The following is a 19637-nucleotide window of genomic DNA, read 5'->3' as shown; positions in this document are numbered from 1 at the left end:
TCAGCTGTCCTGATCCATGGCATTGGAATAGAACTTTTGTCCGAGTTTGATCCGTTCACGGCCTTGACTCATGCGCCAACGGTTGCTATCCCGCAGTGAATACACACAGCCGCAGTACTCTTGTTGATAAAACTCTTCACGTTTGCTGATGTCCAGCATGCGTACCGCACCGCCATGCTTGCGCCAGTTGTAGTCCCAGTAGTGAATGCCTGCATAATGTGAAGCAGAACGGTGGCCGCACTCATTGATCTGTTGCATATTCTTCCAACGGGAAATACCGAGAGAGCTGCTGATTAGACTAAAGCCATGTTCTGCCGCATATAACGCTGTCCGTTCAAACCGCATATCAAAACACATGGTGCAACGGATCCCTTTCTCTGGCTCATTTTCCATACCTTTAGCGCGTGCAAACCAGTTGTCTGTGTCGTAATCACAGTCAATAAATGGAATGTGATGTTTTTCTGCAAAGCGAATATTTTCTTCTTTGCGAATCAGATATTCCTTTACAGGATGAATGTTGGGGTTATAGAAAAAGATAGAAAAATCGATACCTGATTCAATCAGGGTTTCCATGACTTCACCTGAGCAAGGCGCACAGCAGGAATGCAAGAGCAGTTTGTCATGACCTGTGGGGAGGCTAAGTTTCTGACGTTCGAGCTTCGACATATTGAATGGTTTTTATCTATTTAAACCAGACAGTTTAAAACGTCTAACGAGTGGATCAACGGCGATTAGATGAAGAATTCTCAGGATGAGCTGATGAATTTTCATGATTAAAATCGACTTTGGCCGATGAATAAGACCTGTATTGAGCGCTGTAGATGAGTAGAGAGAGAACATTTGAGAGGCCCAAACTTGCATAATGGAGCGAGATTCGTCATCATTTACACAAAGGGTGTTTAACAGTTGTGTTAGATAGGTATTCGTTGAAGGCGGGCCACTTCAACAGCATGAAAGAGAGTATCTAGCTGTGCTTCATTTTTTTACTACGCCTTCCAATAAGGAATTGGAGTGTCGTCATAACTTTCAGTATGAGACCGATATGCGTTTGATCCAACGCTGTAAATTCCTTGAAGATCAAGATGAGAAAAAAGCCATTCAACATCTTTTAAAAGAACGGGGTTATACCAAAGCTGAGATTTTAAAGCTCACCATTGATGGTTAAATCTAAGATTTAAAAAAAGCTTCCTATTTTGGAAGCTTTTTTGTTTTTACATGTTCTGTTTGGCTTCTCACCAGTTTGAGAGACAAGTGACTTTGATTCGATATTTACATAATGCTTCACGTGGAACATAAAAAAGCCCGAAGACTAGGGTGGTGAGAAGTTCTGCTGTCAGCACGGTATGCTTTTTCAGCGCTTTAGCTTGCTCAATTTGGATAGAAGATCAGAATCATCAGTTCTCAATATTTGAGCTGAATTTAACTCAGGTACAAGAGCATGCTGCTTGCTGTCAAATGATTTCGCTATATCAAAGTAGAGATATCACAAGAGTTCGATGCATAGCCACGAGTTAAATAGGACCGTTGGTGGGCTGGATTCGGTCGTTGTACCTCTCAAAAACTGAAGGGATCACGCTTCAACCTAGGCATGACCAAGAGATAGTCTTAAAAGTCATCCACAGTTATAAAAGAAAGCCTTACTTCGATTAGCGCTCATGCACGGATCATGAAGATTATGAATTTAAATGCTTAAATTTTTCATTTTCTGTAAATTGGGCGAATATTTTCGTTGTGGATCATAAATATTAAAGTGAAATAAACTAATTAAGTAGAAATTAAGATGAGAAAAAATAATCAAATGTGGCTTTTATAGGTTAAGCTATACCGTATTCATCAAGATTAAAAAATTGGGCTGTGCCAGATGTTAGAACTCCGCCATTTAAAAACCTTAACCGCTTTAAGAGAGCATGGCTCATTGGTGGCTGCTGCGGGAGACCTATGCTTAACGCCTTCTGCTTTATCACACCAGTTGCGTGAGTTAGACCAATGGTTTGGGGTAGAGGTGGTGAACCGTCGTAGCCGTCCAGTTAGCTTTTCTAATATTGGACAGCGTTTATTAAAACTAGCGGATGAAGTATTGCCGCAGGTACAAATTGCACAAAGCGACATCACCCGTATTGTGCATGGTCAAACTGGACGAATTACTTTTTCCTCCGAGTGTCATAGCTGTTTCGATTGGTTAATGCCGTTGTTAAATCAATATCGCCAACAGTATCCAGATGTTGATCTGGACTTCGCTTCAGGTTTTGAGGCCAATCCGCATGAGTTATTGCAGACAGGTGAATTTGATTTATTAATTACGGCCGACCCGATTGCGTTAAAAGGGGTGGAATATTTCCCGATTTTTGAGTACGAATCGCGTTTGGTTTTATCCAACACCCATCCTTTGGTTCGTGCCAAAGATATTACCGTGCAAGAACTTGCAGAAGAAACCTTGGTGACTTATCCAGTAGATAAGCACCGTTTAGATATTATGTCGCGTCTGTTTATTCCGGCCAATATTCTGCCGAAACAGATCCGCACCACCGACCTCACCCAAATGCTGATTCAGCTGGTAGCCAGTGGGCGTGGTATAGGGGCATTACCCGATTGGGTGGTGAACGAATATGAACAAAAGGGTTGGGTGACTTCGCGTCGTTTGGACTGCGTAGCGCCTGAAGGTTTGCGTAGGACTCTTTATGCAGGCTATCGCACTGAGGAAAAAGAGAAAGATTATTTCGAAGGCTTTTTAAAACAATTGGATAAATTTGCCAAAAAAAGAACGCAATATTACCTCTAGTCACTCTTATTTTATGGAGGAGGATCAGTGTTGCTGTATCCTCCTTTTTTGAACATATCAGCGCTTGTTATTTTTTGTGAAAAATGTGGCTCAGTGCTATAATTGCGCGCCTGATAATTTATCAACTTTTAAACACTGATCATGATGATGCAACTCCACGTATCCCGCTTGAATATGAGCTTGGTTGATCAAGAATTATCAGCTATAGAACACATTCCTGCGATGCAACGCCGACGCTTATCGCGTCTGGCAAAGCTGGCTTTGAATAGCGCAATGCAGACTTTAGCCACCCGCAAGGTCGATTATATTGTTTGGGTGTCGCAATATGGCGATGAAGCAAAAACACTGAATATTTTAGAAGATGTGTTACGCGAGCAAACCCCTTCACCGACTCAATTTTCAACCTCAGTACATAATGCAATTTCGGGCTTATATTCTATTTTATGTCAGGATGCGACACCTGCGACCAGTTTGGCGGGTTCGTGGAATGATGGACTGATTGAAGCCTATGCGTGGCTAAAAACAAGGCCAGAAGCTCGTCAGGTTTTGCTGGTGTATTATGATGAAGCCTTGCCAGACATTTATGCCGAGCATCAGCCATTTGCTGCTTTTGCGATGGCCACGATGATTTCATTAGCGCCTGCCAACTTGATGTTGACGCCAAAGCATACGGATGCAACGCCAGCCTATCAGCAGGCTTTGGCATTTAACGCATTTTGGAATAATCCTGAGCAAACTGAATCTGAAGCGTGGACGAAATGCTGAACTTAAACCGAATCAAGCAGAAAGCAAACTATGTCTGGCGTGTTGGAGCGACAGGGTTTAGTTTTGCCAGCTTTGGCTTAGGCGGCGTGGCGATTGGTGGTTTGATTGCACCCTTGGTCAAGCTGAGTTCAGCAGACCCTGAGCTGCGAAAGCAGCGTACTCAAAAGGTGATTAAACACAGTTTTAAAGGTTTTACCGAAATGATGGTGAAACTGGGCATTATGACCTATACGGTTGAAGGTTTAGACAAACTACAGCACAGTCAACAAGAGTTGGTGATTGCCAATCATCCGACACTGATTGACGTGGTGGTTTTAATTGGTTTAATGGAACAAGCAAACTGCGTGGTCAAGCAGGCACTGTGGTCGAATCCTTTTACCAAAGGTCCTGTGCAAAGCGCAGGCTATATTTTAAATGCAGGTTCTGAACAATTTATTCAGGACTGCGTACAAAAATTACAGCAGGATCATGCGGCGTCCTTGTTGATCTTTCCTGAAGGGACACGGACAGCCAAAGGTGAGCAGCTGAATGACTTTCAGCGTGGTGCGGCCAATATTGCCCTGCGTGCAGGTGTGCCGATCCGCCCTGTGCTGATTAGCTGCACGCCATCGACCCTGACCAAAAATGAAAAGTGGTATCACATTCCAGAACAGCCTTTTCATATCCATGTGAAAGTGTTGGATGCGATCCGAGTGGAAGACGTATTGGATGATGTAACGGTCAATCCCAAAAATGTGCGTCAATTAAATCAACAATTACAATGGTTTTTTAACCAAGAGTTATCCGTAAATGAGCAATCTTGCTGATGAATTAAAGCAAATGATTATTGATGTCCTCGCCCTTGAAGACATCCGTATTGAAGACATTGATACAGACGCCCCTTTGTTTGGTGATGGTCTGGGTTTGGACTCGATTGATGCTTTAGAACTGGGTTTGGCATTGAAAAAGCGCTATGGCATTCATCTAAATGCAGAGTCTGCAGAAACCAAAGAACATTTTAAATCAATTCAAAGCTTAGTGGCTTTGGTTGAAGCACAGAAAACAGCATAAGAGGTTGCTATGCTTGCACAAGAAACCGTGTTAGAAAAATTACGTGAGTGGATGGAAGAGCTGTTTGAAATTGCGCCTGAAGATGTGCAGTTAGAATCAAACTTAGCTTCAGACCTCGATGTTGACAGTATTGATGCCATTGATTTGGTCGTAAAAATTAAAGAGCTGACAGGCAAACAAGTCAATCCTGACGACTTTAAAAATGTACGTACCGTACAAGATGTGGTGCTCGTGATTCAGAATATGTCTGCTGCATGAACAATATTTTAAAAGGGATAGCAGGGGTCGGATTGATCCTCTATCCTTTTTTTGTAGCTTATGCTTTGGCGCATGGACAGTATGTCTGGGTCAGTGCTGTACTGATTGTGCTAGGCATCCTGCGCTTATTGAGTAAGGGCAATGCCTTGCTGTGGCCATTGACGGGTTTTGCCATTTTATGTGGCGGGCTGAGTTTGATTTTAAAAGATCATGCGTGGCTTAAACTCTATCCTGTCTTTATGAGTCTCGGGGCACTATTTATTTTTGCCAGTACCTTGATTCGACCGCCTTCAATGATTGAACGTTTTGCACGTTTGGCAGAACCTAATTTGCCCGAAGAAGGGGTAGAATGGACCCGTCAAGTGACCAAAGTTTGGTGTGGTTTTTTCTGCATCAATGCGGTCATTGCCCTGATCACTGTTTTCTTTGCACCGATGAAGATTTGGGTGCTGTATAACGGCTTGATCTCTTATGTCTTGATGGGTGGGTTGTTGCTGGGTGAATTTGTGTTGCGTAAACGCCAGCAGCGACTGCATCAGGCACAGAAATAACAGCATCTTCGTCAGGGCAACTGAAATAGTGGCCTCGAACTATCGCGATTAGAAAAACGGTTTTAAAAACAAATTATATGTCTTGTCATTTTCAACACCATCTCCATTCATCACGTCCCTTGTGTATTCAGGCGGACTCTAGTTTTGTGTCCTTTCACACTTTTTGGTTGGATGTGGCTGAACAGGCTGCGCAAATTCAGCAGTTGGAACAGCCGGTATGGGCGCTTTGGCAAGAAGACAGTTATGAGTTTTTAGTATTGTTGTTTGCAGCCTTGCAAGCAGGTAAACAAGTGCTATTGCCGCCGCATCGGGTCAGCGACTTAGAAAAAGAATTGGCTGAACAGCAGATTTACTTTTTAAAACGTTTGCCGTCAACAGTAACGACAACCTTCGAGCTTCAATTTGATGCGGCCTTTTTCAATCAGGCGCAGTTGTATTTTTATACTTCGGGCTCAACTGGGCAGCCGAAAAAGATTCCGCGCACTTTGCAACAACTGTTCAATGAAGTCTGTGGTTTAGAAGCCAGTTTTGATTTGCCTGAGCAAGCGGTTGCGATTGCCACGGTGAGCCATCAACATATTTATGGTTTGTTGTTTAAGTTGTTGTGGCCCTTAGCCAGTGGACGCAGTTTCTATCAAAAACAACTGGCTTTCCCTGAAGATGTGGTTGATGTTCAAAAGAAAATCACCTGTGTGCAGTTACCTAATTATGTGATTTCCAGCCCCGCTTTGCTGAAGCGCTGGACCACAGATGTGGTATTGCAAGACTGTCATATGGTCTATTCTTCTGGTGGAAAGTTGGATGCTGGTGTGCGTCCTTTGCTGAACCGTCCGATTACCGAAGTGTTTGGCAGTTCTGAAACAGGCGGGATCGCTCACCGTCAGGCAGATGATGCGCTATGGACACCCTTCGCCAATGTCGAAATCGAGTGTGCCGAACAGCAAGAGTTAGCCGTTAAAACTGATCATGCCTTTAGCGCGGATTGGATTTTGACAGGGGATAAAGTGCGGCTCGTGGATGCAGATAATCTCAAAAGTCCATTTCAGCTATTGGGACGTTTGGACCGCATTGTCAAACTTGAAGAAAAGCGGTTAAGTCTCGATGCGATTGAAGCGAAAATCGCTGAATTGGTCGAAATACAGCAGTGTCATGTTTTAATTCATGAAAAAGAACAGCGCCAGATTTTGACGGTGGTAGCGGTGCTGACCGAGGAGGCAAGGGTACTGCTCACCGAAAAGGGTAAAGCCGCCTTTACTGCACAACTGAAAAAACAATTACAACAAAAACTGGAAAGCATTGCGATTCCGCGGCAGTGGCGGTTCTTAACGCAAATGCCACAAAATGCACAATCGAAGTTGAATCAACAGTATTTAAAATCACTCTTTCAACCGATGATCTTGCCTGTGGTGTTGATGCAGCAATCTCAGGATACGCAGATCAGTTATGCTTTGGAATTTATTCCAGAGCTGGAGTGTTTTAAAGGGCATTTCCCTAACTTTCCGATTTATCCGGGCGTAGGGCAAATTGGATTTATTCAACATTTTGCCAAACAAAACTGGGCGGATTTACTGTGGTGTAATGGTTTTGAGCAGTTAAAATTTCAGGGATTGATTCAACCCTATCAAGCGGTGGAACTGCTGCTTAGCCGTAAAGCGCATAAGGTCAGCTTTGAGCTGAAAAATCATGACAAAATATTGGCATCAGGACGTTTGCTGTTTGCTGTGCCTGTAGACGTTTAAGCCGAGAGACAAAAATGAAACACTGCTTTGTGATTCCTGTGTATAACCATCCGCATTATTTGGCCGCGTTATTATCACATTTAAGCTCTTTTGAGTTGCCGATTATTATGGTGAATGATGGCAGTGATGCCGATTGTACGGCGGTGTTACATCAGCTCGCGCATGACTACCCAAGGGCCGATTTGGTTGAACATACCCACAATCAAGGTAAGGGGCAGGCGGTGATCACAGGTCTCAAGCATGCCTTTCAATCTGGTTATAGCCACGCCTTGCAACTAGATGCTGATGGACAACATGACTGGCAGGATGTGCAACGCTTTTTAGACACCTCTATCCAGCATCCCGAAGCCATGATTATTGGTCAGCCGATCTTTGATGCGACTGTTCCAAAAAAACGTCTCTATGGCCGTTATGCAACCCATATTTGGGTGTGGATTAACAGCCTGTCTTTTGACATTAAAGACAGCATGTGTGGCTTCCGCATTTATCCTATGGCGCAGACGGTGAACATTTTAAATACAGCCAAGTTTCAACCGCGGATGGGCTTTGACTCGGAAATTTTGGTGCGTTTGAAATGGGACAATGTATCGTTTATCAATCTGCCCACGCATGTGATTTACCCTGAAGGCGGCATTTCGCATTTTGATGTTTGGCGTGACAATCTGGGCATGGCGCGCGCGCATAGCCGCTTATTGGGTGGCATGCTGCTGCGTTTCCCCAAACTGATTTATCAGAAAGTCAAAGGCTAAGGCGGTCAGAGAAGCATATGCAGAAATGGAGCGCCGTGAAAGAGCGTGGCGGGATGTTGCCGCTGATGCTAATGCTGGGTTTCTACCGTTTAGGTGGGCGCTGGCTATGTCGGGTCATCTTGTACTTTGTGATTTTATGGTACTGGCTCTTTTCCAATACCGCGCGTCAGGCTTCGCTATTGTACTTAAAAAAACTGCATCATTTTGCAGGTACGCAGTCGCCGTTTCAGACTGAGCCACAGCTTTGGCACAGCTATACGCATTTGATGCAATTTGGCGAATGTATTTTAGATAAAATTGAAGGTTGGCTCGGGCATATTCCTGAGCAAAACTTAAAGCTACATGGTCATGCGCACTTTCGGTCGCACTATCAAAAAGGTGCGGTGATAGTGGTGTCACACTTTGGCAATATTGAATTGCTGCGCGCCGTCAAAGCAGAGCATCCGCAGAAAATTAATGTGTTGGTCTATCAAAAACATGCCACCAAGTTCAATGCATTTTTAAAAAAACTGAATGAACATGCCGATGTTAATTTGGTTTCGGTGGATGAGCTAGGAATCGAAACAGCACTGATTTTGCAGGATAAATTGGAACAGGGTGAATGGGTGATTGTGGCAGCAGACCGCGTACCCGTGCAGTCAGATCGGGTACAATCGGTTGCTTTTTTAGGCGAGCAAGCGCTGTGGCCGCAAGGTGCGTGGATTTTGGCCAGTTTATTGAAAGCTCCTGTGTTGGCAGTGTTTTGCTATAGAGTCAATACACATTTTGAAGTGCATATTCATCAAGTCGCGGAGCAGTTAAATTGGCCGCGGAAAGAGCGTTTACAAGCCATGCAACAGACCACACGACAGTATGTGGAACTGTTGGAACAGCATTGCATACGTGCGCCCTATCAATGGTTTAATTTTTATAATTTTTGGAATAAAGGATAAGTTTTGTGTTAATTGTTGGGGAAGTTCCGCTCAGTATTGAAGATGTTGTGGCTGTAGCGCGTAAAGAGAAACAGGTGGCATTGCCTACCTCTGCTGAATGGACAGCATTGATTCAACGTGGCGCAGATTTCCTTGATCAGCTGTTGCAAGACGAAGGCGTCATTTATGGCGTGACCACGGGTTATGGCGACTCGTGCTTGGTTGAAATTCCAGCCCACCAAGTGCATGAGTTGCCGCTGCATTTGTCGCGTTTTCATGGCTGTGGCATGGGACAAAACTTAGACCTAATTACAGCACGTGCTGTCGTGGCGGTGCGTTTATGTTCTTTGGCACGTGGCTATTCGGGTGTCTCGCATGCCTTGTTGCAGCGGTTGGTCTGGATGTTGAATGAAGATGTGATTCCTGTGATTCCCTCGGAAGGTTCGGTTGGTGCCAGTGGGGATCTGACGCCTTTGTCTTATATCGCTGGGGCCTTGGTTGGTGAGCGCGATGTGTACTATCAAGGTCAGATCGTGCCGATTGCGCAAGTGTATGCCGAAAAAGGTGTGCAGCCTTTGGTGATGCGTCCCAAAGAAGGCTTAGCTCTCATGAATGGTACAGCGGTGATGACTGCTATCGCTTGCCTGAATTATAAAAAAGCCGAACAGATTTCTTTTGCCAGTACTTTGATCACCGCATTGAATGTATTGGCTTTAGAAGGGAATCCAAGCCATTTTGATGAAGTCTTGTTTGCACAAAAACCACATCCGGGACAGCAACATATTGCAGCTCAGTTACGTGACTGGTTAAACAGTGAAGTGCAGACCGAACACCAAAGTTCACGCCTGCAAGACCGTTATTCACTACGCTGTGCACCGCATGTGATTGGGGTGTTTGAAGACTCCAAAGTGTGGCTGCGTCAGTTTATTGAAAATGAGCTGAACTCAAGCAATGACAATCCATTGATTGACCCTGTGAACCTGCGGGTACTGCATGGTGGACATTTCTATGGCGGACATATTGCCCAAGCCATGGACAGCCTGAAAATTATGATTGCGAATATTGCCGACCTGATGGATCGTCAATTGGCGCAGTTGGTGGACTATAAAATGAACAATGGCTTGCCACGCAATTTAACCGGTTCAAGTGCTGAGCGTTTACCGCTGAATCATGGCTTTAAAGCGGTGCAAATCGGGGTTTCAGCATGGACAGCAGAAGCCTTGAAGCAGACGCTCGCTGCGTCAATTTTCTCACGCTCAACCGAATGTCATAATCAAGACAAAGTTAGCATGGGCACCATTGCTGCGCGTGATGCCAGTCGTGTCATTACCCTGACCGAACAAGTGATTGCAGCACTCAGTTGTGCAGCAGTTCAGGCGGTCAAACTCAAAGGTGTAGATACAGAACTCAGCCCTGTTTTAACAGCATTTCAACACTGGGTGCTTCAGAGCTTCACCTATGTAGAGGAAGATCGTCCTTTGCAACATGAGCTTCAAATGCTGGTCAACCGCTTTGAGGATTTAGAACTGTTAGGCAGCATTGCTGTTCAATATTCATAGGAAATGAGCATGTATGCTGATGTAATTATTGAAGTGCCTTTTCATGATGTCGATACCATGCATGTGGTGTGGCATGGGCATTATTTAAAATATTTTGAAATTGCACGTTGTAAACTGCTGGATCAATTTCACTATAACTATAACCAAATGCGTGACTCAGGCTATGCATGGCCTGTGATTGAAAGCTATGTCCGTTATGTACAAGGCATTGAGTTTGAGCAAAAAATTCGCGTGCGTGCCATTTTAAAAGAATGGGAAAACCGCCTAAAAATTGAATATCTGATTTTCGATGCGGTTTCGGGTAGAAAGCTGACCAAGGGCTATACTTCACAAGTGGCGGTACACATTGAAAAACGTGAAATGTGCTTCCAGTCACCACAGGTGTTGTTGGACTGTTTAAATGCATGGCCTGAGTTTAAGGCGGAGTAATGCAAGCATGATTCGAGACAAATTTTCCAAGCCGATTTTGGTTGCGTGTACAGCCAGTATGATGACTTTGCTTGCTCCCGCAGCGAATGCACAAAGTACTGAATTGAAGCAGGTGTTTGCTCAGCTCGGTGCAATGCCTGTGGTGCGTGCTCAATTTGAGCAACAGAAAAAACTGGCCTCTTTAAATAAAACCTATGTGTCCAAAGGCACGGTGCTGTTCAGCAAAAACCAAGGCGTGCTGTGGCAGATTCAAAGTCCAGTCAAAGCCGATTTGGTGGTGACACCGCGTAAGCTGGTACAAAAGACACAGCGGACTAGCAGTCAAATTGAAGTCGATAAGACTCCGTATGGCTCTGTAGCGACAATGTTTTTACAGTTGATGTCGGGCAACGAAGCGGCGCTCGCTAAAAACTTTAATGTGGTGTCTGCCAATTACAGCCCGACGCAGTGGAATGTCAGCTTAACGCCGAAAAGCAGCCTGTTTAAAAAGCTTTTTGTCCAAGTCGATGCCCAAGGTCAGCGTTATGTGGACCGTATCACGATTTTGGAACAAGCCAATAATCGCACCATCATTCGTTTTAGCCAGCAAACGGCTCAACCTCAAACTTTAACGGCTGCGGAAAATGCGCTTTTCCAATTGGCAAAATAAATTTAGCGCCCTATGGCTGTTGGTGCTGTGTGTCATTGCTTTGACACTGGGCGCGGCTTGGCTGAATAAAGGCATTAAGATTGAGACCAATATTTTTGCTTTGCTGCCTGAGGCACATCAAGATGCGCATCTGGAACAAGCGCAGCAATATGTGAGTCAGCAGTTAAATGACAAAGTTTTTGTGGTGTTGGATGCCAAAACGGATCAGCAACTCGAACAGGCAACGCAAGCACTCAAAACCCAAGCCGACCAAAGTCAGCTGTTTTTACCTGTTCGTCCACAGCTTGATCCTGATCAATTTGCCCAAGCGCTGTATCAACACAAAGCAGGGCTATTATCCAAGACCGATCAGCAGATGGTGCAGGAGCAGGATGATGCCGCACTGATAGAGCAAGGCTTATTGCAACTGATGAGTCCCGGCATGCCGATCACGGCTGAAATGCTCAAGCAAGATCCCTTGCTGCTGTTCCCGCGTTATGCAGTGGGTTTAAGCGCTTTACAAAGCAATGCCGATATCAATTTAGAGCAGGGCTTTGCCACAATTCGTGATGAGCAGGGCATCTCGCGCCTGATGGTACTTCAGCTTAACAATAGTCCCTATAACATTGCCTACCAAGAGCAGACCGCTGCATTTATTCAACATATCAATTCGCAGTTTAGCCAGTTGCAGGTCAAACCGCACTGGACAGGTACGCTGCTGTTTGCACAGTTCGGCACTAACTCTGCAAAAGAGGAAATCTCGACCATTGGTGTAGGTTCGACCATCGGAATTTTACTGCTGGTTTGGTTTGGCTTCCGTTCGATCAGACCCATGCTAACGGAAATGGTTGCGGTCGGCACAGGCAGTCTGGTGGCCTTTGCGGTGACGTATTGGGTTTTCGGCGAAATTCACCTGATGACACTGGTCTTTGGTGCTAGTTTGATTGGGGTCTGCGTCGATTTTTCATTTTACTTCATGGCCATGCAGTCTCAGCACCGACAGGTGGATGGATTTGCTGTTTTAAAACCATTGCTGCCGAGTCTATTTGTGGGGTTGATGACCACACTGTTGGCCTATGTGGTGCTGAGTTTTACCCCATTTCCGGGTTTTAAACAAATTGCAGTCTTTTCCATGGTTGGATTGAGTGCTGCATGGGTGACCAGTATTTTATTACTGCCACGTTTGCCTGCGCTGAATGCGGAACCTGCGATACGTGCTTTGGGCTTTATTGGCAAAGCACGCAGTTATGTGCAGAGTCGAAATACACTGCGTTATGGCATGATTGCACTAATTCTACTGCTGACAGGCAGCAGCCTCGTCCTCCTGAAAAGCAATGATGACATCCGCAATTTGCAAAGTATGGATGCCACCTTAAAGCAGGAAGATCAATATATTCGTTCGCGTTTTATGCAACAGCAAAGCAGCGAATATTTTGTGGTACAGGGCAGAACCCCAGCAGAGTTAGAACAGCATGAACAGCAACTGTTGGCAGAGCTTACGCCCTTGCAGCAGGCTGGTAAGTTGGATGCTGTGCAAGCCTTAGGGCAGTGGGTTCCCTCGCTTGAGCAGCAAAAACACAATATCGCGATGTTACAGGCGATTCCTCAATCCGCTTTGGTGAAATATGCGCAAGCACTACAGTTCAATACCGCCGATGTTTTAAACTGGCAAGCGCATTTAAAAGACCAACCGTTGCTGACCGAAGCAGTCTTTAAAGATCATCCCCTGCATTTTTTGCAGATGAGTCCGACGCAACGTTTAGTGATGCTGCAAAATGTGCATGATGTACACGCTGTGCAACAGCTTGAAGATGCGGATGTACAACTGTTACGCCCCGTTCATCAGCTGTCTGAATTGTTTAAACAGCATCGTGTGCAAGCACAGTGGCTATTGCTGAGTGCTTTGCTGATTTTAGCCATTGGCTTAGGGGTACTTTATGGCAAAAAATCCATTCTGCCTTTGGTGTTGCCTGTCAGTATGGCTCTAATGACCACGTTTGCGATTCAAGCCTGGCTCGGTGTCGAGATTAATTTATTCAGCATTATGGGCACCTTCCTGATCATTGGAATTGGGGTGGACTATGCGATTTTCTACCGCCACGGACATGATCACCCGCAGGTAGTGGGTATGGCTCTGTTCCTGTGCATGATGTCGACGTTCTTTGGTTTTGGCTTGCTGTCTTTCAGTCATACCTACGCCATTCACAGTTTCGGTTTAACGGTGTTGCTGGGCGTTATTTCTTCATTTATTTATGCCACACTTTTTACATCCTCCGATGCAAAACATGTGGTGGTTCAACAATATCAGCCAAAGAGCTGAGTCAAAGGGTACAGTGCAATGAGCACCATGCAACAGACAGATGTTTTAATTATTGGGGCGGGACCATCAGGCAGTTCGGCCGCAGCTTTGCTGCGCCAAAAAGGCCATCAGGTCACGGTGATTGAAAAGCAATATTTTCCGCGTTTCTCCATCGGTGAGTCTTTATTGCCGCAGAGTATGGTGTTTTTGGAAGAAGCGGGTTTGTTGGATACGGTTCGTGCACATGCCGATGAATATGCCTTTCAGTTTAAAAATGGCGCGGCTTTTTTAAGAGGCACACAGCGCAGTTTTTATGACTTTACCCAAAAGTTTAGTGAAGGCCCAGGCACCACGTGGCAGGTACGACGTGCCAACTTTGACCAGCTTTTGGCACAGCAAGCTGAAAAAATGGGCGCAGATATCCGTTTTGGTCATGAAGTCTTGGCGGTCGATGTCGCATCCACACAGCCGATTTTGACGGTGAAAGATGCGCAAGGCAACAACTACCAAATTCAAGGCAAATTCCTCTTAGATGCCAGTGGTTTTGGCCGAATTTTGCCAAAGTTTCTCGACTTAGAAAGCCCGTCGGACTTTCCAGTGCGCCGTGCAGTCTTTACCCATATTGAAGATGGGTTGTTGGATGATCCTGAGTTTGACCGTGAGAAAATCTTAATTACCGTACATGAAAAAGACCATCGTGCGTGGTATTGGTTGATTCCCTTTGCTGATGGACGCTCTTCATTTGGTATCGTGGCGGAGCAAGATTTCTTTGAAAAATACGGTTATGACGGCAGTGCGGATTATGACTTAGAAGCTTTGCAGAAACGTATTTTGGCGGATGATGCCAGCTTGTCGTATGTGTTACGTCATGCCAAACATGATACTCCTGTACGTACTTTGGTGGGCTACTCTGCCGATGTGAAACACTTGGCATCTGAAAACTATGCACTACTGGGCAATGCGGGTGAGTTCCTCGATCCTGTCTTTTCTTCAGGGGTAACCATTGCCTTAAAATCTTCCAGTCTAGCAGTGCCATTGGTCGAGCAAGTGTTGCAAGGTCAGACGGTAGACTGGATGGAGCAATATGAAAAGCCGCTACGTAAAGGCATTCAAGTGTTCCGTGCCTATGTCGAATCATGGTATTCAGGTGAGTTTCAGGATGTGGTATTTTCGACTCAGCAGGATGAAAAAATTCGCCGTATGATTGCATCTTTACTGGCAGGTTATGCATGGGATACGAGCAACCCGATTCATCGCAATGCCAAGCAACGTTTGAGCACTTTGGCCGAATATTGCCGAGAAGAACAACCTAAAAAAGAGTCGCTGACCGATGAAACTTAAGCTGCGTTTAAAGACCGTCAGTTGGGTTTTAGCCAGTGCGCTGCTCTGTAGTGCCTGTCAAAGTTGGATTCCCAAAGCGCAGGGACTCGCGACTCCGCAGTGGGCTGCGCAGAATTACCAGCGTCAAGACCAAATTGAAGTGCAGTGGAAAACCCAGAGTTTCAGCTTTTTACTGTACCAACAACAGCGAGGACAGTCGCTTGATATGCTGGCACTTAGCCTTACGGGACAGCAGTTATTCAAGCTCAGTTTTGATGGTCAAAAGGTAGACGTTGAACAGCGGATTGAGCCGATGAGGTTATTGCCTTTTGATTATGTGGTGCGCGATATTCTGTATGCGACCTATCCCAATTTTGCTGCGTTACATGCCGCTCAAAATGAGGTCGTACAGAAAGACGATACCATTTATATGCAGCAACAGCCCGTGTTGAAAATTCAGCAAAATGAGGGGGCAATTGAGCTAGATAATTTGCAAGTGCCTTATCAGATGGTCATCAGTGCGGTGAGCAATACTTTAGAAGATGATCAAGGTGACCATCATGACTAAAAAACTACAGCATGTTTCAGCTGTTGGCATTCAGTTCAGTGCGGCGCTGTCGGCTTTGGGACAAAATGCCGCTGAGCTTCAACATGCCTTAACAAGCACCAAAAATACCTTATCCCAACGAGAGGATCTGATCGCGGGGCGAACGGTCTGGGTCGGTGCATCTGACCAAGCCTTGCTTCAAGCAGTTCCTGCAAGCTTAAGCAGTGCAGACTCACGGAATTTACGCTTTGCTTTAACGGCTTTGGCACAAATTGAAACCGAAATTCGAACTTATACCGCACAGTTTCCCAAACAACGTCTTGCGGTGATTATCGGCACGTCAACCTCAGGCATCGCGGATAATGAACCAGTTTTAAAAGTCCAGTTTCAACAGTCAGCACCACAGTCTGTACAGCACCAAAAGCAAGAAATGGGCAGTTTAGCGAAAGCCTTACAACAGTATTTGGGCTGGGAAGGGCCTGACTATACCATTTCTACCGCTTGCTCCTCGGCAGCTAAAGCGTTGGCGGTGGGGCAACGTCTGCTAAATGCAGATCTGGCTGATGCGGTCTTAGTCGGTGGAATAGACACCCTATGCAAGCTGACCTTAAATGGATTTGATAGTTTAGAAAGCTTATCAAACGGGATTTGTCAGCCCTGTGGTGCCAACCGTGACGGCATCAATATTGGTGAAGCTGCAGGACTGTTTTTATTGTCGAAAGCACCAGCCCCTGTAATGTTGCTATCGAGTGGTGAGTCAATGGATGCTTGGCATATTTCAGCACCACATCCAGAAGGGAAAGGGGCTGCGGAGGCGATGCAAAAAGCATTAGACGCTGCACAGCTGCAAGCAAGCGATATTGATTATTTAAATTTGCATGGCACTTCCACACCGCAAAATGATGCGATGGAAATTAAGGCGGTACAGACCGTTTTCTCAGATGCAGCTGTGGCCTTGAGCAGCACCAAACATAAAACGGGGCATTGTCTAGGGGCAGCGGGTGCAATCGAAACTTTTATTTGTCAGCAAGTTTTATTAGATCAATCTTGGTTGCCGCTGCATCATGCAGGTGAATTGGACGATGCTTTGGCTGAGCAAAATTATGTGCGTGTTCCACATTTGGATGCACCGATTCGCTATGCGATGAGTAATTCTTTTGCTTTTGGTGGCAGCAATATCAGCTTAATTTTTGGGACGGCTTTGCCATGATGGATGCAGTACAGTTTATTCCTCATGAAAAACCGATGGTTTTCGTGAGTCATTTGATTGAAGCCAATGATGAGTTTGCGATTGCAGAACTTCACATCACACCTGATTTGATGTTTTGTGGGCCAGAAGGTTTACCCACATGGAGCAGCATTGAGCTGATGGCGCAGACCATTAGTGCTTATGCAGGCCATAAAGGGCAAACTAAAGGATTGCCACCGAAAATTGGCTTTTTATTGGGAACGCGTAAAATGCAGTTGCCTTGTGCCTATTTTAGTTTGGGTGCAACTGTGCGGATTCGGGTAGAACAAAGTTATCTGCATGAAGGTTTGGGGCAGTTTAATTGTGAAATTGAATATCAAGAACATCGGTTCAGCGCCATGTTGAGCGTATTTGAGCCTGAAAATATGAATGAAATCATTGGAAAATTAGTGTGAGCAGAAGAATTTTAGTCACGGGTTCGAGTCGTGGAATAGGTAAAGCGATTGCTTTGGAGTTGGCCAAGGCAGGCTTTGATGTCACGGTACATGCCCGCTCAAGACAATCAGAAGCCGAAGCAGTGGCACAGGAGATTCAAGCCTTAGGTCAAGACAGCCATGTGTTGATGTTTGATGTGAATGATCGTGAAAATATTACTGCCATTTTGGAGCAAGATATTGCGCAGCATGGTGCTTTTTATGGGGTGGTGCTGAATGCAGGATTGACCCGTGATGGCGCCTTTCCTGCATTGACCGATGAAGACTGGGATGACGTGGTTTCGACTTCTCTGAACGGTTTTTATAATGTGCTGAAACCCCTGATGATGCCGATGATTCGCTTGAAAAAGGGCGGACGTATTGTGACCTTGTCTTCAGTGTCTGGAATCATGGGGAATCGTGGTCAGGTGAACTATAGTGCTGCCAAAGCAGGCTTGATTGGTGCGACCAAAGCACTCGCACTCGAGTTGGCAAAACGTAAAATCACGGTGAATTGTGTGGCTCCGGGCTTGATTGAAACTGAAATGGTGAGCGAAGAAGTAAAGGAACATGCTTTGAAAATGATTCCGATGCAACGCATGGGGCAGGTGGAAGAAGTTGCAAAAGCTGTGAAATTTTTGTGTAGTGATGATGCCAGTTATATCACTCGCCAAGTGATTTCAGTCAATGGAGGCTTAATCTAATGAAACGTGTTGTTGTGACAGGCATGTCTGGGATTACCTCTTTGGGTGAAACCGCAGAACAAATTTTTGAGCAATTTGCACAAGGTAAAAGTGGCATTCGCTATATGCCTGACTGGGAAATTTATCCTGATTTACGCAGTAAATTGGCTGGCCCTGTTGAGTCATTTACCGTACCCAAACATTTTAACCGTAAAGTGACCCGTGGCATGGGACGTGTTGCTTTAATGTCTGCTGTATGTGCTGAAAAAGCATTGGAAGATGCAGGCTTACTGCATGCCGATATCTTAAAAAGTGGTGATGCAGGCGTGGCTTTTGGTTCCTCTGCGGGCAGTGTAGATGCTGTACGTGAGTTTGGCTCTATGTTGATTGAGCACAATATGAGTCAACTGAATGCCACGACCTACATCCGTATGATGTCGCATACCAGTGCAGTCAATATGACGGTATATTTTGGCCTAAAAGGTTTAACGCTGCCAACCTCAAGTGCTTGTACTTCGGGTTCCATGGCCATTGGTCAGGCGTATGAAGCGATTAAATATGGCAAACAAACCGTGATGATCGCAGGTGGGGCAGAAGAACTCAGTGCCGCAGGTTCAGCCGTGTTCGATGTGTTGTTAGCAACCAGTATGCAAAACGACCAACCTGAGGCAACGCCGCGCCCGTTTGATGCAGACCGCGATGGCTTGGTGGTCGGTGAAGGGGCAGGCTGTTTAATTTTAGAAGAATATGAACATGCTCAAGCGCGCGGTGCCACCATTTATGCCGAGATTGTCGGTTATGGCAGCAATACTGATGGTCAGCATGTGACTCGACCTGATTCCGAAATGATGGGACGTTGTATGCAGTTGGCATTGAAAGATGCACAGCTTACTGCCGCGGATATTGATTATGTCAATGCGCATGGCACTTCAACTGATCAAGGGGATATTGCTGAATCACAAGCCACCGCGAGGATCTTGGGTAAAAAACCGATGAGCTCATTAAAAAGTTATTTTGGCCATACGCTCGGGGCGTGCGGCGCCATTGAGGCATGGCTGAGTATTGAAATGATGCGACGCAATCAGCTGGTGCCTACGCTGAATTTAGATCAGATTGACAGCGCTTGTGGCGATCTGGATTATATCGTTTCAGATATGCGTTCAGCAGAAACGCAAATTATGATGAGCAACAATTTTGCTTTTGGGGGGATTAATACCTCCTTGATTTTTAAACGTGTCTAATAAGATAAGGGTAGAACCATGTTATTCAAAAATATTTGTGCAGTTGCTGTGTTGTCTTTAGGTGCGATTGCATCAGCTCAGGCTGCCGATAAAATGTATGATTTTAAGTTTCAAGAAGCTGTAAACCGTGCTGTTGCAGATGGGGTACTCGATGGTTCAGTGAAGTTTTATTTGGCTGGAACCAAGTCGGGCGGCAAGGTGATTGAAAAGGGCTTAGTGACCAATAAAAAGACCAATGGTTTTGCTAAATCTGCGGAAACTTCATGTGATCATGTACTTCGTTCAGCATTGATTCAATTCCAAAATACTGCCAAAGCCAATGGTGCAAATGCTGTGACTAATCTGGTGAGTTTCTATAAGTCGAATGAAACACGGAGTACCACCACCTACCAATGCGCGAAAGGAACTGCGATGGCGGGTGTTGCGTTGAAAGGGGATTTGGTGAAGTTTTAATTTGTTTGGAGACG

22 protein-coding genes are annotated in these 19637 nt (G+C 45.4%); 21 read left to right on the top strand and 1 reads right to left on the bottom strand.

Features of this window, described 5'->3' with window-relative positions:
• Nucleotides 1-666, bottom strand: coding sequence for an epoxyqueuosine reductase QueH (locus AC4MDD_RS17420; RefSeq protein WP_010325597.1), 666 nt, complete (start codon nt 664-666; stop codon nt 1-3).
• 376 nt (nt 667-1042) lie between these two features.
• Between AC4MDD_RS17420 and AC4MDD_RS17415 the strand changes: the two genes are divergently transcribed.
• The 21 genes from AC4MDD_RS17415 to AC4MDD_RS17315 all read left to right on the top strand — a co-directional run bounded on the left by AC4MDD_RS17415 (nt 1043) and on the right by AC4MDD_RS17315 (nt 19623).
• Nucleotides 1043-1165: a hypothetical protein gene (locus AC4MDD_RS17415; protein ID WP_004684300.1), complete on the top strand. Its 123-nt coding sequence runs from the start codon at nt 1043-1045 to the stop codon at nt 1163-1165.
• Between the two features lie 696 nt (nt 1166-1861).
• On the top strand, nt 1862-2779 hold the full coding sequence (locus AC4MDD_RS17410) for a LysR family transcriptional regulator (RefSeq protein ID WP_078389415.1): 918 nt from the start codon (nt 1862-1864) through the stop codon (nt 2777-2779).
• 144 nt (nt 2780-2923) lie between these two features.
• Nucleotides 2924-3544 carry a beta-ketoacyl synthase chain length factor gene (locus AC4MDD_RS17405; protein WP_419380931.1) on the top strand — a complete coding sequence of 207 codons (621 nt, stop codon included), beginning with the start codon at nt 2924-2926 and terminating at the stop codon, nt 3542-3544.
• The gene (locus AC4MDD_RS17400) at nt 3538-4350 is read left to right on the top strand and encodes a lysophospholipid acyltransferase family protein (protein WP_419380899.1); all 813 of its coding nucleotides are present in this window, start codon (nt 3538-3540) and stop codon (nt 4348-4350) included. The genes AC4MDD_RS17405 and AC4MDD_RS17400 overlap by 7 nt, the downstream gene beginning before the upstream one ends.
• Nucleotides 4334-4594 (top strand): phosphopantetheine-binding protein, encoded by a 261-nt coding sequence (locus AC4MDD_RS17395; protein WP_005012584.1) that lies wholly within the window; start codon nt 4334-4336, stop codon nt 4592-4594. The genes AC4MDD_RS17400 and AC4MDD_RS17395 overlap by 17 nt, the downstream gene beginning before the upstream one ends.
• 9 nt (nt 4595-4603) lie before the next feature.
• Entirely contained in the window at nt 4604-4852 is a 249-nt protein-coding gene (locus AC4MDD_RS17390) for an acyl carrier protein (RefSeq protein WP_419380898.1), read from the top strand.
• The gene (locus AC4MDD_RS17385; protein WP_490747201.1) at nt 4849-5403 is read left to right on the top strand and encodes a COG4648 family protein; all 555 of its coding nucleotides are present in this window, start codon (nt 4849-4851) and stop codon (nt 5401-5403) included. The genes AC4MDD_RS17390 and AC4MDD_RS17385 overlap by 4 nt, the downstream gene beginning before the upstream one ends.
• Nucleotides 5404-5480: 77 nt before the next feature.
• On the top strand, nt 5481-7142 hold the full coding sequence (locus tag AC4MDD_RS17380) for an ApeI family dehydratase (protein ID WP_491882088.1): 1662 nt from the start codon (nt 5481-5483) through the stop codon (nt 7140-7142).
• 14 nt (nt 7143-7156) lie between these two features.
• Nucleotides 7157-7891, top strand: a complete 735-nt coding sequence (locus AC4MDD_RS17375; RefSeq protein ID WP_491882087.1) for a glycosyltransferase family 2 protein — start codon at nt 7157-7159, stop codon at nt 7889-7891.
• A gap of 17 nt (nt 7892-7908) precedes the next feature.
• Nucleotides 7909-8823, top strand: coding sequence for a lysophospholipid acyltransferase family protein (locus AC4MDD_RS17370; protein WP_491882086.1), 915 nt, complete (start codon nt 7909-7911; stop codon nt 8821-8823).
• A gap of 5 nt (nt 8824-8828) precedes the next feature.
• The gene (locus tag AC4MDD_RS17365; protein ID WP_491882085.1) at nt 8829-10361 is read left to right on the top strand and encodes an HAL/PAL/TAL family ammonia-lyase; all 1533 of its coding nucleotides are present in this window, start codon (nt 8829-8831) and stop codon (nt 10359-10361) included.
• A gap of 9 nt (nt 10362-10370) precedes the next feature.
• Complete coding sequence (locus AC4MDD_RS17360; RefSeq protein ID WP_491882084.1) at nt 10371-10790, top strand: acyl-CoA thioesterase; 420 nt, start codon at nt 10371-10373, stop codon at nt 10788-10790.
• Between the two features lie 58 nt (nt 10791-10848).
• A complete protein-coding gene (locus AC4MDD_RS17355; protein ID WP_491882634.1) occupies nt 10849-11439 on the top strand; it encodes a LolA family protein in 591 nt (196 codons plus the stop codon).
• Nucleotides 11414-13738, top strand: coding sequence for an MMPL family transporter (locus tag AC4MDD_RS17350; protein ID WP_491882083.1), 2325 nt, complete (start codon nt 11414-11416; stop codon nt 13736-13738). The genes AC4MDD_RS17355 and AC4MDD_RS17350 overlap by 26 nt, the downstream gene beginning before the upstream one ends.
• 18 nt (nt 13739-13756) lie before the next feature.
• Complete coding sequence (locus AC4MDD_RS17345; RefSeq protein WP_491882082.1) at nt 13757-15058, top strand: NAD(P)/FAD-dependent oxidoreductase; 1302 nt, start codon at nt 13757-13759, stop codon at nt 15056-15058.
• The gene (locus tag AC4MDD_RS17340) at nt 15048-15605 is read left to right on the top strand and encodes a DUF3261 domain-containing protein (protein WP_491882081.1); all 558 of its coding nucleotides are present in this window, start codon (nt 15048-15050) and stop codon (nt 15603-15605) included. The genes AC4MDD_RS17345 and AC4MDD_RS17340 overlap by 11 nt, the downstream gene beginning before the upstream one ends.
• Complete coding sequence (locus AC4MDD_RS17335) at nt 15598-16794, top strand: beta-ketoacyl-[acyl-carrier-protein] synthase family protein (protein ID WP_491882080.1); 1197 nt, start codon at nt 15598-15600, stop codon at nt 16792-16794. Before AC4MDD_RS17340 ends, AC4MDD_RS17335 begins: the two co-directional genes overlap by 8 nt.
• Complete coding sequence (locus AC4MDD_RS17330) at nt 16791-17228, top strand: hotdog family protein (protein WP_159126980.1); 438 nt, start codon at nt 16791-16793, stop codon at nt 17226-17228. The genes AC4MDD_RS17335 and AC4MDD_RS17330 overlap by 4 nt, the downstream gene beginning before the upstream one ends.
• Nucleotides 17225-17950 (top strand): 3-ketoacyl-ACP reductase FabG2, encoded by a 726-nt coding sequence (locus AC4MDD_RS17325; protein WP_159126981.1) that lies wholly within the window; start codon nt 17225-17227, stop codon nt 17948-17950. The genes AC4MDD_RS17330 and AC4MDD_RS17325 overlap by 4 nt, the downstream gene beginning before the upstream one ends.
• On the top strand, nt 17950-19170 hold the full coding sequence (locus AC4MDD_RS17320; RefSeq protein ID WP_491882079.1) for a beta-ketoacyl-ACP synthase: 1221 nt from the start codon (nt 17950-17952) through the stop codon (nt 19168-19170). The genes AC4MDD_RS17325 and AC4MDD_RS17320 overlap by 1 nt, the downstream gene beginning before the upstream one ends.
• 18 nt (nt 19171-19188) lie before the next feature.
• Nucleotides 19189-19623 carry an excinuclease gene (locus tag AC4MDD_RS17315; RefSeq protein ID WP_087013779.1) on the top strand — a complete coding sequence of 145 codons (435 nt, stop codon included), beginning with the start codon at nt 19189-19191 and terminating at the stop codon, nt 19621-19623.
• Nucleotides 19624-19637 lie beyond the last annotated feature (14 nt).

This window comes from Acinetobacter sp. CAU_H_29a_1 (genome assembly GCF_058599505.1).
This window is presented reverse-complemented; position numbering and strand designations above follow the sequence as displayed.

What these genes read in the sequence shown, in the direction of transcription:
- AC4MDD_RS17320 (WP_491882079.1), top strand. Translation starts at nt 17,950, where the DNA reads ATGAAACGTGTTGTTGTGACAGGCATGTCTGGGATTACCTCTTTGGGT.
- AC4MDD_RS17345 (WP_491882082.1), top strand. Translation starts at nt 13,757, where the DNA reads ATGAGCACCATGCAACAGACAGATGTTTTAATTATTGGGGCGGGACCA.
- AC4MDD_RS17335 (WP_491882080.1), top strand. Translation starts at nt 15,598, where the DNA reads ATGACTAAAAAACTACAGCATGTTTCAGCTGTTGGCATTCAGTTCAGT.
- AC4MDD_RS17400 (WP_419380899.1), top strand. Translation starts at nt 3,538, where the DNA reads ATGCTGAACTTAAACCGAATCAAGCAGAAAGCAAACTATGTCTGGCGT.
- AC4MDD_RS17405 (WP_419380931.1), top strand. Translation starts at nt 2,924, where the DNA reads ATGATGCAACTCCACGTATCCCGCTTGAATATGAGCTTGGTTGATCAA.
- AC4MDD_RS17415 (WP_004684300.1), top strand. Translation starts at nt 1,043, where the DNA reads ATGCGTTTGATCCAACGCTGTAAATTCCTTGAAGATCAAGATGAGAAA.
- AC4MDD_RS17330 (WP_159126980.1), top strand. Translation starts at nt 16,791, where the DNA reads ATGATGGATGCAGTACAGTTTATTCCTCATGAAAAACCGATGGTTTTC.
- AC4MDD_RS17395 (WP_005012584.1), top strand. Translation starts at nt 4,334, where the DNA reads ATGAGCAATCTTGCTGATGAATTAAAGCAAATGATTATTGATGTCCTC.
- AC4MDD_RS17340 (WP_491882081.1), top strand. Translation starts at nt 15,048, where the DNA reads ATGAAACTTAAGCTGCGTTTAAAGACCGTCAGTTGGGTTTTAGCCAGT.
- AC4MDD_RS17360 (WP_491882084.1), top strand. Translation starts at nt 10,371, where the DNA reads ATGTATGCTGATGTAATTATTGAAGTGCCTTTTCATGATGTCGATACC.
- AC4MDD_RS17410 (WP_078389415.1), top strand. Translation starts at nt 1,862, where the DNA reads ATGTTAGAACTCCGCCATTTAAAAACCTTAACCGCTTTAAGAGAGCAT.
- AC4MDD_RS17375 (WP_491882087.1), top strand. Translation starts at nt 7,157, where the DNA reads ATGAAACACTGCTTTGTGATTCCTGTGTATAACCATCCGCATTATTTG.
- AC4MDD_RS17370 (WP_491882086.1), top strand. Translation starts at nt 7,909, where the DNA reads ATGCAGAAATGGAGCGCCGTGAAAGAGCGTGGCGGGATGTTGCCGCTG.
- AC4MDD_RS17315 (WP_087013779.1), top strand. Translation starts at nt 19,189, where the DNA reads ATGTTATTCAAAAATATTTGTGCAGTTGCTGTGTTGTCTTTAGGTGCG.
- AC4MDD_RS17380 (WP_491882088.1), top strand. Translation starts at nt 5,481, where the DNA reads ATGTCTTGTCATTTTCAACACCATCTCCATTCATCACGTCCCTTGTGT.
- AC4MDD_RS17350 (WP_491882083.1), top strand. Translation starts at nt 11,414, where the DNA reads ATGCGCTTTTCCAATTGGCAAAATAAATTTAGCGCCCTATGGCTGTTG.
- AC4MDD_RS17385 (WP_490747201.1), top strand. Translation starts at nt 4,849, where the DNA reads ATGAACAATATTTTAAAAGGGATAGCAGGGGTCGGATTGATCCTCTAT.
- AC4MDD_RS17420 (WP_010325597.1), bottom strand. Translation starts at nt 666, where the DNA reads ATGTCGAAGCTCGAACGTCAGAAACTTAGCCTCCCCACAGGTCATGAC.
- AC4MDD_RS17390 (WP_419380898.1), top strand. Translation starts at nt 4,604, where the DNA reads ATGCTTGCACAAGAAACCGTGTTAGAAAAATTACGTGAGTGGATGGAA.
- AC4MDD_RS17355 (WP_491882634.1), top strand. Translation starts at nt 10,849, where the DNA reads ATGATGACTTTGCTTGCTCCCGCAGCGAATGCACAAAGTACTGAATTG.